Source organism: Acholeplasma equirhinis, assembly GCF_017052655.1.
In the GTDB taxonomy this organism is placed as follows: Bacteria; Bacillota_I; Bacilli_A; order Acholeplasmatales; family Acholeplasmataceae; genus Acholeplasma; species Acholeplasma equirhinis.
Genome location: NZ_JAFIDC010000001.1, coordinates 977,739 through 993,728 on the forward strand (window position 1 = coordinate 977,739; position 15,990 = coordinate 993,728).

Annotated in this window: 8 protein-coding genes; all 8 read right to left on the bottom strand. The window is 33.2% G+C overall.

All coding sequences use genetic code 11. The features are described from left to right. Positions 1-86: 86 nt before the first annotated feature. The 8 genes from JV173_RS04515 to JV173_RS04550 all read right to left on the bottom strand — a co-directional run bounded on the left by JV173_RS04515 (position 87) and on the right by JV173_RS04550 (position 15,936). A complete protein-coding gene (locus JV173_RS04515; protein ID WP_205735099.1) occupies positions 87-3,095 on the bottom strand; it encodes an Ig-like domain-containing protein in 3,009 nt (1,002 codons plus the stop codon). A gap of 129 nt (positions 3,096-3,224) precedes the next feature. Continuing rightward, on the bottom strand, positions 3,225-5,795 hold the full coding sequence (locus tag JV173_RS04520) for an N-acetylmuramoyl-L-alanine amidase (RefSeq protein ID WP_205735100.1): 2,571 nt from the start codon (positions 5,793-5,795) through the stop codon (positions 3,225-3,227). Then, positions 5,792-6,835, bottom strand: a complete 1,044-nt coding sequence (locus JV173_RS04525) for a serine hydrolase domain-containing protein (protein WP_205735101.1) — start codon at positions 6,833-6,835, stop codon at positions 5,792-5,794. The genes JV173_RS04520 and JV173_RS04525 overlap by 4 nt, the downstream gene beginning before the upstream one ends. Before the next feature lie 11 nt (positions 6,836-6,846). After that, entirely contained in the window at positions 6,847-11,292 is a 4,446-nt protein-coding gene (locus JV173_RS04530) for a family 10 glycosylhydrolase (protein WP_205735102.1), read from the bottom strand. A gap of 6 nt (positions 11,293-11,298) precedes the next feature. Beyond that, entirely contained in the window at positions 11,299-12,510 is a 1,212-nt protein-coding gene (locus JV173_RS04535; protein ID WP_205735103.1) for a glycoside hydrolase family 10-like protein, read from the bottom strand. After that, on the bottom strand, positions 12,497-13,789 hold the full coding sequence (locus tag JV173_RS04540) for a family 4 glycosyl hydrolase (RefSeq protein ID WP_205735104.1): 1,293 nt from the start codon (positions 13,787-13,789) through the stop codon (positions 12,497-12,499). The genes JV173_RS04535 and JV173_RS04540 overlap by 14 nt, the downstream gene beginning before the upstream one ends. Before the next feature lie 14 nt (positions 13,790-13,803). Then, positions 13,804-14,949 (bottom strand): anhydro-N-acetylmuramic acid kinase AnmK, encoded by a 1,146-nt coding sequence (anmK, locus tag JV173_RS04545; RefSeq protein ID WP_205735105.1) that lies wholly within the window; start codon positions 14,947-14,949, stop codon positions 13,804-13,806. A 141-nt stretch (positions 14,950-15,090) separates the two neighbouring features. Next, a complete protein-coding gene (locus JV173_RS04550; RefSeq protein WP_205735106.1) occupies positions 15,091-15,936 on the bottom strand; it encodes a MurR/RpiR family transcriptional regulator in 846 nt (281 codons plus the stop codon). Positions 15,937-15,990 lie beyond the last annotated feature (54 nt).

Genomic DNA, 15,990 nt, shown 5'->3' on the forward strand with positions numbered 1-15,990 from the left:
GCGCTGTCAAACTAATTTACAAGTTCTTACAAGATTATGTCATAATTTTTACATTATGAAATATTTTTTCATGTTTTACCTAATTTTTAGCGAATTGTACCAGGAATATGTACAAAGAATGTACGTGACATAGATTGTCCCATATATTCGATGTTAATTGTGTATGAAATAGTTGTTGCATGATTAGGTTTTGCAATAATGCGGCCATGATCATCTAAAATTTCAGGATTATGCGATGTCATTCCAATTGTCGCATCAGCAAATTCTTTCCATACTTGATATTCAACATCAGCAAATTCTTGGAAATATGAAACAAGTCCTGAATTAATTAAAGTATTTGGACAAATCTTACCCGAGAAATCTCTATGGAATCTTAAATGTCCACGTGGAAGATTATAATAAACCATTCTTTGCGTAGCAAACTTAGCTGTTCTTTGCCATACACGGTAAATATCATCATCTTGAGCAACTGACATTTCAATCGCAATACCATTTCTGTTACCACCACCTAAATAGGTAGCTGATTGTCCTGGTAATGTTGAACCGTCACCTGCATGATATGAAACTTCGTCTTCTGGTACGTGTTGATATAAATATTCATCATCCATTGTATATGTCCATGATGTATTTAAAACAGTACCCACCATTGCAGCATTATATAGATAATTAGCATGCGATAAAGCACCAGAACCTGGAGCATTATTTGCTGTATCATGGATTGTTAACCAATATACATTTTGAGGATTATATGTTGTGATACCTGCAGGATGTGCAGGTTTTTTAATGCCTGGACGGATACCATTAGAAACTGGCACCATCTTAGAAGTATTCACCTCTATATTGTTATCAAAATAATATTTTGAAACTGACTCATAATCCACATTCTTAAATGTCATACCTGTACCAATAACATCATAACGATATTCTTGTGTGTATCCGACTTGATAGATTGTTAATAAATCAAGTAAATTGTTCGAATCTAAACTTTCAAAGAATTGTACAGTGTAATCATTATATACCGATGGATCAGACTGTAATCTGACACGAATGATAACATCACCTGCTTGTAGACCAGTGACTTCACCATTTTCTGTAACAGTTGCAATATTTGTATTTAATGATTCATAAGTTACTGCTTCATTCGATAATGTATATGGGAATGGTACAGCTTCTAATGTCACTTTATCCCCTATAACTAAGTTTTGTTCTTTTTGAGAAGGGATAATATCAATACCTGGGTCAGTTGTAACTGAAATTGTGATGACAGTATTAATCGTTGCAGCATTCGCACTTCTTACTGTAATTGTTGCAAGACCAGAACGTTTTGGTGTGAGAATTCCATTATCATTTGGCATAAGTACTTCTGCATCTGTTGTAATTAATCTAAATCTTGCACCGGTTAATTCATATGGTAAATAATCCCATTCTAGTTTAAATGTTGATCCAATAAAGATTTCTTCAATTGGATTTGTAATAAAGATAAACTGTGGCACTGCTGGGTTATATGATGCTTCTGAAGGAATATTATTCTTTTGTTTGTAATGTCCTAATAACATTCTTTCTGGAATACCTTCAAAATCATTTAAATCAAGTTCAGCTGAACCCCAATGGTTTAATGTGAAATCGACATAATCTCTATTAGCAATTGCGGCTTCTTCACTAAATGATGCAAGTGAATTAAAACGAACAATTGCTGAAATTTGTTGTTCACCTAACAAAATCGAAAATCCAGACTTAACATTTTGAATTTCATTTCTTTGAATGCTTAATTTTGAATTTGATTGATATTGTTCGCCTAATACTGAAATTGCAATACCAGCTTGATTAAATTTATTTTTAAGAATTGTAATATCACCAGTTTTAAAGTCTAGTACTTTGATACCATCTTTTGATAGGTTAACAAAATCATTTTGATTAATGGTTAAACCATTAGCTTCTTCAATTACAATCGCATCTTCTGCTAAACCTTCAAATTTGTTTGAAACAATTGAAAGGTTTGTTGCAGATGGTTTTGCTAAAATACCACCATTTTCTACAAATTCAAAACCTGAAATTGTTAGATTTGGTGCATCAATTGTGATTAAACCACCTAACTTAATAACACCTAATTTAGTTAAATTGAAACTAGAAGTAATTGTAAATGAATCATTATATGTGCCTGCAGCAACGATCACTTCAGTTTCTTCAGTTAGTACAGAATCTAGATCTGCAAATTTGTTAAATAATCTCTCACCAAAGACAAAATCTAATCCTTCGTGTTCGATTGAGCCTGATTGAACGGATGCATCTAAATAAACGATATCAAAGATGTCAATTTCAAGTTCTGCAACAAGTTCAGGGTTTAATTCATAGGTTGCTGTTACTTTAACTTTACCAGTTTTTAAGAAAGTAATTAGACCTTCCTCTGTAATGGTAGCTAAACTGTCATCATCAACAGAGAATGAAACACCTGATATAGCAGTCACTGGTGCAAATGAAACTAACAGTTGACGATTTGTTCCGATGTTAGCCTTTGTATTACCAACAAGAACAATCTCTTCTGCTAAGCTTAAGACTGTCACTTCGATTGAGTCAGTTACTTCAGGGTCTAAAAGAGATTTAATTGTTAATGTCACAGTACCTGCACCAACAAATTCTACAAAACCATTTTCATCAATGATCGCAATACTTTCATCTGATGATTCAAAAGTAACTTCATCATTTGCTTCATATACTAATTCGATTGATTGCCCAACCCAAATCACACCTTCGATATCAGATAGTGAGATTGCTACCTCCTTTGTGACATTCAGTGTAATTTCTAAAAATATGGCTTCATTAGATACAGATTCAACACGAATTTTTGTTTGTCCGTGTTTTAAACCTGTAACCACTAGATCATCTAAACTAGCAATTTCTTCATCCAATACTGAAGCAGTGTAGCCTTCTTCATCATTGGTTGTTACAACTAATTCAAAAGTTTCACCTTCTTTTAAGTTGATTAAAGTCGTATTCGCAGAAAGTGTAATTTCTACCGGTTCTTCAACAACTTCGTCACATGCGACGATTAAAAGGGCACTTAAGAATAGCATGAACGAAAATAATATTTTTTTCATCCTTTCCCTCCTATTTATTTTTAAACGATATACCTATATATATAGGTTATATCGGCTTTAGACCGAAATATAAGCGACTTGAAAAGAGGTTATTGTTTTTTTACCTTATTTTTCAAGCATATGAAACAATTAACGGATTGAACCAGGAATATGTGTAAAGAAAGTTCTTGCTTGTGTTACACCATTAAATGTAACTGTCACAGTATATGATACTGTTTGTGCAACATCAGGAATACCAATAATTCTTCCGTGATTATCGAGTAAATCTAAATTGTGAGATTCAAATAAAATTTCTGCATCTTGGAAGTTTTTAGCAACTTTATATTCAACATCGACCATTTGTTCAAAGTAAGGCATTAAACCAGATGCGATTAATGTTTGTGGACAGTTCTTACCAGAGAAATCTCTATGGAATTTCACTTGAGTTCTTGGTAAATTCCAACGCACAAGTGCATCACCTGCAAATTTAGCTGTTCTTTGCCATGTTCTATAAATATCTGTACCAATTGTTACAGAGGTTTCAATACCAATGCCGTTTTTATTACCACCACCAAGGAATGCACCTTGACCAGGTAATGTTGAACCATCACCTGCATGCCATGCAACTTCTTCTTCAGGAATGTGTCGAATAGTATCTTTATCATCAATCGTATAGTTCCATGATGTAAAATCTTCTGGACCACTAATTGCTTTATTTACTAAATATTGTGCATAATAAGCTGCAGAACCTGCATGTGTATTCACAGCAGTATCATGGACAACGATCCAATAGATATTTGCAGCATTATATGTTGGTAAATCTGCTGGTACAGCAGGACGTGATTGACCACCACGTGTACCACCTGAATGTTCTTGATCGAGTGGTACTAAAATTTCTTGAATTTCTAAGTTTTCAAAATAGAACTTAGAAACTGATTCATGATCCTCTCTTATATAAGGATCTCCAATACCTGTAACAGTATATGTATAGAGTTTAGAGTAATGAACTTGATACATTGTCAGCAAGTCTAATAAATTATTTTCATCTAAATTTTCATAGAATGAAATGGTATATTCATTGAAGACGAATGGATCAGATTTTAAACTTACACGAATTGTTACATCCCCAGCATTAATTGATGTCACTAAACCTGTTTCATCAACAGTTGCAATATTTGGTTGAAGTGAAACAATATCAAGTGCTTCATTTTCAAGTGTATATGGGAATGGTAAAATGTTTAATTTGATTGAATCACCTTTAATAAGTGTTTGTTCCTTTGTCTCAGGTGTAATATCAATACCTGGGTCAGTAATTACTGAAATATCAATATCTGTTCTAACTTTATTATTAGATGTCGAACGAATAGTGATTGTAACAAGTCCACTTCTAATTGCTTCAAGTTTACCTGTTTGATCTGCTTTAAGTGAGAGTTGCTTAGATGTTAGAATTTGCACATTTGCTTGTGGCAATTCATAAGGTAAATGTACCCATTCTAATTGATATGTATCTCTAACATAAAGTTCTTCAACTGGATTTGTAATGAAGAATGCCAGTGGTTGATTTGGATTATAAGAAACCTCAGAGACGATATCTGCTTTTTGTTTATAGTGTCCAATTAACATCATTTCTGGAATATTAACAAAGTCATTTAAATTGAGTTCTTCCATACCCCAGTAATTTAATGTAAAGTCAACACCACTATTTAAATTACTTTTTGCAGCTAACTCATGATAATTTTCTAATGAATTGAAGCGAACAATCGCTGGAATTTTTTCACCTTGTAATAAAATGATAAATCCTGTCATTGCATCACTAATTTCATTTCTTTCTACGTTAACGGTAGCTGTTTCATCATAACTTGAAGTTTCAATTGAAACTGCTGTTTTTACTGATTCAAATTTGTTTTTATTAACTCTTAAATATCCACTGTGGATTGATAAAACTGTAATCGCATCATTATCTATTGCTTCAAAAGTATTTCCAATAATTTGTAGTGAATTAGATGATTCAGCTGTGATTGCAACCTCTTTTAAATTTCTAAAAGTATTATTTTCAATACTTACATTTTTAGCATTTGAAGTGATATGAATTGAACCTTTTTCTTCAAATATCAGGTCTTTAATTGTAATCATTTCAGCATCTAAAGTGAGCTTGCCTTTTAATGTCACTTCACCTTGGCGTTTGATTGCTACATTGTTTTTACCAATCTTTAAATCACCTTCATAAACACCTGTTAAGAGTGTCATTTGTGTACCATCATTTAGGATATCTTCTGCTTCAACTAAATCACTAAATAATTTTTCACCAAATACGAATTTAAGGCCATTTAAAATTTGAGTATCACCTTCGTTAGCATTTGCATCTATTAAGATTTCATCTACGATCTCAATGATAAAAGTAGACGAATTACCATCTTCTACATTTTCAGTGATGACAACTGTCCCTTTTTGTAGAAACTTTATGACGCCATCTGCGTCAACAGTTGCTAAATTAGCATTTGATGTATAGTAAGTTTTAAGTCCAATCTCTTCGGTTACAATCTTTCTTTGTGTGCCGACATTTGCTTTACCTAAATCTTCAAATTCAGGAATTTCTGGTTCTTCTTCGATTGGTTCTTCAATAATAGGATCCTCATCACCAGGTTCCTTGTTTGGGTCTTCACATGAAACAAGTGTAAAGAAACCTAAAATTAACATGAGGATTAGAAAAAATTTCTTCATAAAATACCTCCCTTTTGATAAATGATATCGCCAATTTTAGATCTTAACGGAATGATACCATTTAGTTCTCTTTTCGGATGAACAGCATTAGATAATAAAACAAAACCTATCTTGTTTTTTCTATCGATAAACATATGACATCCAGTAAAACCGGTATGACCGATAGTTTCATTTAAATCATGAAAATGACCAGCAAAACTACCCTTATCTGGTTTTAACCATCCATAGGTTCTTGTTACCGAAAGACCAGATATTTCTTTTGAAATAATTGGTTTAAACAAGTATTCAGTCATTTCTTTACTGAGTATAAATTTGTCATTTAATATAGACTGTATAAATATCGCTAAATCGCTTGCTGTAGAGAACAAACCTGCATGACCAGATAATCCTTCCATAGCAAAACTTTTCTCATCGTGTACCTTACCTTTTAAAAGTCCTTGATAAACATCATCTTCCCTTAATTCAGTTGGTACAACACGGGATAAATCAGGCAGGTAAGATGAATCTTTCATACCTAAAGGTTTAAAAATCCATGCTTCTGCAAGTTTATTGATTTTCTCTTTCGTGATTGTTTCGATGATTTCGCCTAATAAGATAAATCCACAGTCTGAGTAGACATAATCTTTACCTGTTTCATAGATTAAACCCATTTCATAAATCTTTTCAAAGACTTCATCTTTGTTCTTTAGTGCTTTAGCATTTTTAATATCTGCAGGTAGTCCTGAACAATGTCCAAGTAAGTCTTTAATTGTAATATGTTCATGCTTAAATCGTGGTAGCACAGAACTTACTGTTGTTTCAAAAGAAAGTAAGCCTTTTTCAACAAGTTTTAATGTTAAAGTCGTGGTTGAAACAACTTTGGATAAAGATGCCACGTCATAGATTTCATTACCCAAAGTTGCTTCCACGGTTGGGACTATTTGTTTTTGCCCAACATAATCAAAGTCGATTGAATTAGGTGTTACGATTGCATATTGGCATCCAGGAAATTTACCTTCTTGAATACCTTCCAAAAGTAGCGCACGTATAGACTCTTTCAAATATTTAACTCCTAGTATTTTTTAAATACGATAAATCCTAAACCTAACATAGTGATTGCACCAAGTAAAGCTAACATAAATGTTGGTGCATCCCATAAGAACCAACATCCTGTTGCAGGTTGTGGTTCTGGTGTAACTGTTTTAGCTTGCCATTTAGCATATAAGGTCATATCTTCAAAAATAGCTGTACCAAAACTAAATTCTTGTGTTAAAGCTTCGTCTTTAAACCATCCAACAAAGTCATAACCTTCTTTAGTTGGTGCTGTAGGTCTTGTTGCATGTGTATCTTTTGGAACCGTTTGTGATTCTACTTCTGAACCTCCATTTGTATTAAATGAAACGGTTACTTCTACAACTGGTTCTTGTTCTTGTTCATACTTCGCATAAAGTGTGATATTTGAAGTGATTGGTGTATCAAAGTCAAAGCGTTGTGTTAGTGCTTGATCAATATACCAACCTTCAAAGTTAAAGCCAGGTTTTGTTGGCTCAATTGGTTCTTCTGCGAACATACCTTCTTGAACGATTTGATATGCAACATTTGAACCACCATTTGTATCAAATGTAACTGTGTAATTTACAATTGGCTGTGGTTCAGATACTGTTGTATCCCACGGGAATGTTGCACGTTTTGTCCAGAATATATTTTGTAGTCTTGTAATCGCTTGTGTCACAAATGCATGTGGACTATTTAAAGTCTTATAACTGAAGAATGATGAACCAATTATTTCATCATATTGTGACATGTAGCGAATTTGTTCTAATAATTCATTTTGATCTGTCCAGTTATTTGATGTTTCAGCATAACGGTAGAAACCTTGACCAATAATTAACTTAACATCTGTACCAGAAACTGTTTCAACCCACCAGTCAACTAAATCAGCAAAGCGTGCAGTTGAATGGTTAAATTGCCAGTAAAGCTGAGGGATGATATAGTGTAACCAACCTTCTTTAACCCACTTACGGCTATCTGCATATTGTGCAGAGTAACTTTGTAAGCCTTGTGAGTTAGAACCTATTGGATCAGATGTTTTGTTTTGCCAAATACCAAATGGTGAAATACCAAATTTAACAGCTTTTTGATTGCTTGAATTATGTGTTTCTACCATTTCAAAGATTGTCTTAACAAGTTCGTTAATGTTTTCTCTACGCCAATTATCGCGTGATAAACTATTTGGATTATTTGCTAGGAATGCAACTTCATCTTCAGCATTAGGTGTACCGTTATAACTATAGAAATAGTCATCGAAGTGAACACCATCAACATCGTAGTTAGCCATTAATTCAGCAATAATGTTATATAAGTATTGTCTAACTTCAGGAATACCAGGATTTAAGATTAAATGTCCTGATGTGTCTTGGATAACATAACTTGGATTTTGTTTTGCAAAGTTGTCATTTGATAATTGTGCAAGTTGATCTGCTTTTGTTCCGGTACCTGATGAAACGCGATAAGGATTCATCCAAGCATGGACTTCAATACCACGTTTATGTGCTTCAGTAATTAAATATTCAAAGACATCCCAACCTGGATCAACACCTTCAGTACCAGTTAAGTATCTTGAGAAAGGTGCATATTCTGAAGGATAGAAACTATCATTCATAGAACGTGTTTGGAAGAAAATAGTATTAAAGTTTAACGCAGTTAGTCTATTTAAGATTGAAATGATTTTCGCTTTATAATCTGCTTGACTTGTATGTAAACCAATATCAATATTTGATACTGTTGCTACCCATACTGCACGAATTTCTTCATCTTTTTCAGTATAAGTTGTAGGTAATTCTACTGGTGTTTGTGTATTGTAATAATAAACAAATTGACCATCACGAATGACGTATTGATTGTCTTCGTTATATGGCATATTCATACGAATTCTGACTTCTTCAACTTCACTTTCAATACCACCAGCATTGACTGCTTTATATTGAACTGTGAATGTACCATTATAGTTGAATGTTAGAGGTTCAGAATATGTTGTCCAAGAACCCCATGAAACACCATTGTGCATGCGATATTTAATTGTGTTTCCGGCTTGTGCTACAAATGAAAGTATGGTTGGTGAGACATAGTAAATACCTTCCATATCACCTTCAATGTTATAGTTTGGAATTGCAGGTAAACCTACAATTGTAAATTCTTTCGAATGTATCGTATCACCATTTGCATTACGATATTCAAATTTATATGTACCTGATTGAGCAAAATCAACTGGTGTTGTGTAATTTTGCCATGCACCACCATTAATTCTAAATTGTGGTTGTGGTGATTGTGCATTGATTGTGATTTCTAACCATGTATAGTTTGGATCTTCACCTTCACCAGCAAGTTCTAATGTTGGTTGTGCATAACCTACTTGATAAGTTTTTTGAACTTCAGCAGAGTCCACTCCACCTGAATCTTTAGTTTTTGCATAAATGACATAATTACCTGAAACAAGTGTTGCATCATCTAAAGTAAATGGACCTGTATATAATGTCCAATCAATTGATTGGTTACCATGATTATATTTGTACCAAATTTGGCCACTAGCTGCTGTAATTGTGACAGCTGACCCAACTTGATAACGACCGTTTGGTAAGACATTACCATTAATTGTAATATTTGGTAAGACGTTATTCACACGATCTACTGAGAAACTTTCAGATGCAATGTTAGAATTTTCTTCTGCACCTTGGGCATAGTATGAGAATGTATGATTGCCATTTGAATTTACAACAACTGGTGTTGTATATAATTGATATTCACCACTGTTTAATTTGTAATAAATTGGTAAATCAGATGAAAGTGTAATTGTAACTTCACTTGTATAGAATAAACCTACCTTTGTACCAGCAATGTTAATTGTTGGTTGAGGTACGCTTGATTGATATGTTGGTCCTAAATGGTTTGTTTGAGACATTGCTCTCACACCATATGTATATGTACCAGCTGCATCACCTGTTGGTACAGTGATTTGTGCATCTGATGAATTACCAACAACTTTAAAGATTTGTTCATCTGAGTAATTTAATGCACCAGTTGAACGATAAACGTAATAGAATTTAGCATTTTCTTGAGTGTCAAATTTTAAATTACCTGAAGTATGTGAAATATTTGTTACTGCATTTGGAATAATTGGGTCAAAACTTTGTAAAACTGGTAAATGAGTTTTCGTTTGCCATGAAGATTCATGTGCAGCTCTCACTTGTTTTGCAGAATTTGAAGTAAGTCCATTTTTACCATTTAATAAATCATTATAACGATAGACTGAGAATCCTTGTGCATTTTCTAATGTTCTTAAGAAATTCATTTGTTTTGTGAATTCAGCTGGATCATTATACCAAGAATAGTTACCTGTACCATCAGCCATGTAAACACCAATACCTGAGTATAGATTTACATTTAAATATTTAGTAACTTTATCCCACCAACCCATCACGTTTTGGTATCCTGCAGCAGGATGTGTATGTCCCCAATAAGTTTGAGGTAAGATGTAATCTAACCAACCTTCAGAGATCCATTTAAGTGAATCAGCAAATAAATAAGATGAATAGTGTGTTTGACCTGTTGAAACTGAACCCGTTGTTATTGGTTTTCCTTGTGCATCATAAGTAACAACACCATTACCATTTTTATAAATACCGGTTGGTGAAATACCAAATTGAACACGACGTCCAGTTACTTCGTTAAAATCTGATAATAAATCATGAATACCTTCAATTAAAATATTTACTTGTTCTCTTCTCCAGTCAGCTTTTGAAGCTGCACTTGATGTATTATAACCAGCACCATATGTAACAAATGTTGCTTGGTCTGGTTCACTTAAAATTGTTGTTGCACCAGTAGTTGCACCGTTTGCACCCATATTTGTATAGAAATAATCATCAAAGTGGATTGCATCAACTGGATAACGTTCAATAATTTCTTCGATTGTGTCATAGATGTGTTGACGTACGTTTGGTAACCCTGGATTTAAGATTGCACCATTTAGTACATTTGATGCATTTGATTCCGGGTTAGCAGCTGGCATTGAACCAACTCTATATTGAGAACTTACACGATATGGGTTTAACCATGCGTGGAACTCAATACCACGACGATGTGATTCCTCAACAAACCATAACATTGGGTCAAATACATCCCAATCAGCTACACCTGCCATAAATGATGCTCTTGGGTTGATTGCAGATTTGTATAATGCATTGTTATGTGTTCTAAAGTGAACAATGACTGCATTGAAATTGAAATATTCTAATGTATCAAGTACTTTAGTTACTTCAGTTTTCCATTGTGCTTCATTTTGATAATTAGGCATACTTGAGATGAAGTTTGAAAGCCATGCAGCTCTAAACTCACCTTTTTCTTCCACGATTACATTTTGTGCATCTAAAATTTCTGTCATCTCTGCATAGGTTTCATCTTGCGGTAAAACAGCTATCAAAGAGACAATTGTTAATAGTAAAATTATTAATTTCTTCATTAACTTTTAGCCCTTCCTCTCGTTTAATAATTTTTGAACAAGTTCCATGCCTGCTTTAGAACCTGCTTGATCAATAAATGTTTTATATGTGAAGAAAACATTTCCCTTCACGGTCTCAAATTGATTTGCAAATTTTAATTGATTAACAACTTCAAGTGGATTTTCATAACCACCTTCACTACCTAATCGATAAGCACCATGACCAATGTATAAATCACAGTTTGTACCTTTAACAATATCTGCCCACCAAACTGCTAAATCAGCAAATGGTGCAAGGACATGACCAAAGTCCCAATATAGTTGTGGAATAATGTAATCAATGTATCCTTCTTTAATCCATAAAACTGAATCTGCATATTGATTTGAATAAGATTCACTACATTTTGGGTCAGTATTTGAACCAGCAGGATCAGATGCTTGATTTTTCCAAATTCCAAATGGTGAAACACCAAATCGTTTACCACTGAATTTTGATTTGATTTCTTCATTTAAACGTTTAATGACTTCTGTGATTTGGTCACGTCTAAATTGATCAAGACTAACCTTTTTGCCACTTGCTTCATAATCCGCAAGATCGTTATCACTTTCTGATAAACCTGCATAAGGATAGAAATAGTCATCAAAGTGAATACCTGCAATATCTTTATAGTTTTCAAGTATTTCTAACATAGATTCAATAATGAAATCTTTAACTTCTTTTTTCGCTGGATTTAAAATTAAACCACCGTTTTTATCAACAATCACAAATTCAGGATGTTGTTTTGCAAAGTTTAAATCATCACAAGTTTCTAAGTATTGCGCTTTTGTTAAATCTTTTTGCATAGAAACTCGATATGGGTTACACCATGCATGAATTTCAATATTTCTTTTTTTAGCTTCATCTAAAACAAAATCTAAGATATCAAATGGTGGTTCTTGTCCTTCTTTTTCAACAAGATATCTTGAATATGGATTTAATTTTGATTTATAAAATGCATCGCTAGTTGTTCTAACTTGGAAAAAGATTGTATTAATATTGAAATTTACCGCTGTATCAAACATTTCAAGTACTTTTGCCTTATATTCAGGGTTCGTTGCAGGTGGTAGGTCAATATTGACAACATTTGAAACCCAGAAAGCTCTCACTTCTTTTTGATTAAAGGTTTCTGGAATTTCTACCTGGCGGTCTGTTTGGAAGTAGTTTAATGGTAAGCCAGTCTTAAAGTTAAATAATTTCATTGATTTCTGCTCCGTAGTATTTCAAGTATTGTTCGTTTAATTTAAGTAAATGTTTAAATGCAAGTTCTGCTTTTATTGAAGACTTTGTCATCGGATGCAGTTTAATTGCCATTAATGCTTTGTTAAGGTTCTTTTCATATATTGCATCACATAAAAGTTCTTCATATGCTTTTTGATGTTGCACTAAACCTTTCACTGCTTGAGGTAATTCACCAATATGTACCGGAAGTGGTCCACGGTTAGTTAAGCGTGATGTAATTTCAATCGCACATTCTTCTCTGATATCTGTGATATGTCCACGGTTAACCGTATTCACAACGTGATACGTTTTCTTATTTAAGACAATTGATGCCATGATATTCATGACTTCTTCAGCATAATTTGCACCATCTCTTAAATCAAGTTCTTTTGGTCTTTCATTGAGCGATTCATCTTTATAAATGTTAAATAGTTTCTCTTCAATCAATTTAACTTCTTTACTTCTTGCTTCTAATACTTTACGTTGATTTAAGATTTCTTCGTATTGAATCAAATAAATCAAACTTGGATTTGGATATGATTCAATAATTTTTAAATCAACTTCTCGCATCGGAATGCGTTCATAAAGTTTTTTACTCTTTAAAAGTTCTGCCATTTTGTTTCTATGGTTATGATAAACCTTTACTGCAAATGACAATTCATTCAATCCACCGATATATGGGATTAAATCTTGTTTTGCAACACCAAGTGAATCAGCAAGTTCTTGGTGCATCTTTACAGGGTCTGTACAAATCCCTATAAATCGATCATATTCTGAGAAACGGAAGACAGCTTCACTGATAATCCCAATTGGATTTGAAATACATAATGTCCATGCATTTGGTGCAATTTCTTTTATATCTTCGATGATTTCATAAACAACCGGTACCGTACGTAATGCTGAGAACATACCACCAATACCTAATGTTTCATGACCAATCATGTCGTAATTAAATGGAATCGTTTCATCATAAAATCTTAAATCCTGTTTACCAACTCGGATTTGTAAAACGACAAAATCAGCATCTTTCAATGCTTCTTTTCTGTTTGTTGTGGACTCAACTTCAATTTCCAAATTATGTTTCTTAAACATTCTTTTTGCGAGTCCATTAATCATCATGAGTCTTTCTATGTTGGATTCTAAATCAACTAATGTAACATTTCTAATTTCAAGTGCTTCTGACTTTTTAATGATTTGGTTGATCAGTTCAGGTGTATATGTAGATGCACCACCGATTACAACAATTTTTAGTTGTTTCATGTAAACCCTCGTTTCTATTTGTAGTAAACAACGCTACCAGAAATTACTTTTTTATTTGCTCCAGTTGTTGATGGAATGGTTGAGGTTTGTCGATTGATTGTTTGGTTTCCAAGAACAATAAAGGCAAGTGCTTCTTTAAAATCAATTGAAAGATTTAAATCTTCGGATGTTAAAACTTTTGTAGGATATAATTTTGTTTCAAGAAATTTCATGAGATAAGTGTTTTTTGCACCACCACCTGAAACAATAAGTTCATCAATACTTTCAAGTTTTGAATATCTTTTAATCGCATCAACCATTGTTTTGGCTGTTGCATATGTCAGTGTATGAATTAAATCTTCTTTTGAATAATTTTTGTATTTTTTTAATAGGGAATCTGTGTATTCAACGCCAAATTGTTCACGTCCTGCTGATTTAGGTGGTAATTTTTCTAAGAATGGATGACTTTTAATTTCATCATATAACGCATCAATTAATCTGCCTTTTGATGCCACTTTGCCACCATCATCATACGGTTTGTCGAATAAGACTTCCATAGCATGATTGATCATCATGTTGCCAGGACCGGTATCAAATGCAAACACTTCAGCTTCATTTGCATTTTTTGGTAAAACAGTAATATTTGAGATACCACCAATATTTTGTAGAATTCTATTTTTTGTTTTGTGGGTAAATAAAATGTAATCAACATATGGTACGAGCGGTGCACCTTGTCCACCTGCGGCCATATCACGTACTCTAAAGTCGTATATAACATCAGTTTTGACAAGTTCTGCAATGACTGCACCTGCACCAAGTTGAAGTGTCGATGGATTCAAATATGCATCTTTTACACCTTGGTGATAAATCGTTTGTCCATGACTTGCAACAAATGAAAGATTTGACGATTCAATGCCAACACTTTTACACAATTCAAGTACACATTCACCGTAGAGTTTTCCTAGCTCAAAATTTATGCTAGATACTTCTCTTACGGTTGCTTTATTTTCGATTGCTTTTTTTACAAGTTCTAATATTTTTTCAGGATATGGAAAAGTTTTTGCTGTAATAAGTTCAATTTTTGTGTCAATCCCTAAACCACTAATGGATGCAATTGCAACATCAATGCCATCGAGTGACGTACCACTCATTATGCCACACGCTAATTTTCCCTCATTCATAATTAACCTTCCCTTTGTCTATGACAACATCTATTATATAAGATTTTTTCTTATATAAATGTAAGCGTTATTATTTAGAATATTTATTTCAAATAAAGAAAAAACACTTTCATGAAAAAAGTGTTTTTATGTTGTTTTTGATTATCTTTTAAACTTTTTAAAAGTTCTATATGTTGTTTCTAATGCTTGAATTGAACGATCTATATCTGTGTATGCACATTTAGCAAACAAAGCATCTACAACTGACATTTGAGATATTCTTGATGTCATTGCTGCAGATCTAAATTCACTTTCAAGTGCTGATGTGTAGAGTACGACATCTGAAAGGTCTGCAAGTACACTCGAACCAATTCTTGTAATCGAAATGATTGGTGTTTTGTTCTCTTTTGCAAGTAATGCAGCAGAGACAATTTCTTTTGTCTTCCCTGAGTTTGACACAAAGATGACAACATCTTTTTGATTGATAAATGATGCATCAACCAATTGATCATGTGATTCACCTTGAGCAATCGCGAATTTATTAATTCTTCGTAGTTTCATCTCTAAGTCTTTACACACTAAGTAAGATGAACCTTTACCGAAAATTAATATTTTCCTTGCATTCATGATTAAAAACGCAGCTTTCGTAAACGTCTTTTCATCATATAGTTTTATGGTTTCTTCAAGTGCACGAATATTATTCTCAATCGCTTTTTTACCACTATTTTGGTCTTTGATTAAGATGATATCGTTGTACTCAGTTGTCTCTGGAATTTCTACTTTTGAATTCGATAGAATAAAATCAATTTTAAAATCTTTAAATCCTTTGTAACCCAGTTTCTTACACATTCTTACAACAGATGCAGGTGACGTGTAGGCAGCTTCAGCAATTTTTTCTACGCTAAAGTCGGTAAGGACTGATTTATTTTCTATGAGGTAGTCTAGGACAACTCTTTCGGCCATACTCAAAGCTTCTTTATTTTTAAGCATGTTTAACATTACACTCATCGTATAACACACCTCTTATTTGCATCATTTTGCTAAAGTAATTATACCATGAAT

Excerpts from the sequence above, each read along its gene's own strand:
- JV173_RS04550 (WP_205735106.1), bottom strand. The coding sequence starts at position 15,936 with ATGAGTGTAATGTTAAACATGCTTAAAAATAAAGAAGCTTTGAGTATG.
- JV173_RS04530 (WP_205735102.1), bottom strand. The coding sequence starts at position 11,292 with ATGAAGAAATTAATAATTTTACTATTAACAATTGTCTCTTTGATAGCT.
- anmK (WP_205735105.1), bottom strand. The coding sequence starts at position 14,949 with ATGAATGAGGGAAAATTAGCGTGTGGCATAATGAGTGGTACGTCACTC.
- JV173_RS04535 (WP_205735103.1), bottom strand. The coding sequence starts at position 12,510 with ATGAAATTATTTAACTTTAAGACTGGCTTACCATTAAACTACTTCCAA.
- JV173_RS04520 (WP_205735100.1), bottom strand. The coding sequence starts at position 5,795 with ATGAAGAAATTTTTTCTAATCCTCATGTTAATTTTAGGTTTCTTTACA.
- JV173_RS04515 (WP_205735099.1), bottom strand. The coding sequence starts at position 3,095 with ATGAAAAAAATATTATTTTCGTTCATGCTATTCTTAAGTGCCCTTTTA.
- JV173_RS04540 (WP_205735104.1), bottom strand. The coding sequence starts at position 13,789 with ATGAAACAACTAAAAATTGTTGTAATCGGTGGTGCATCTACATATACA.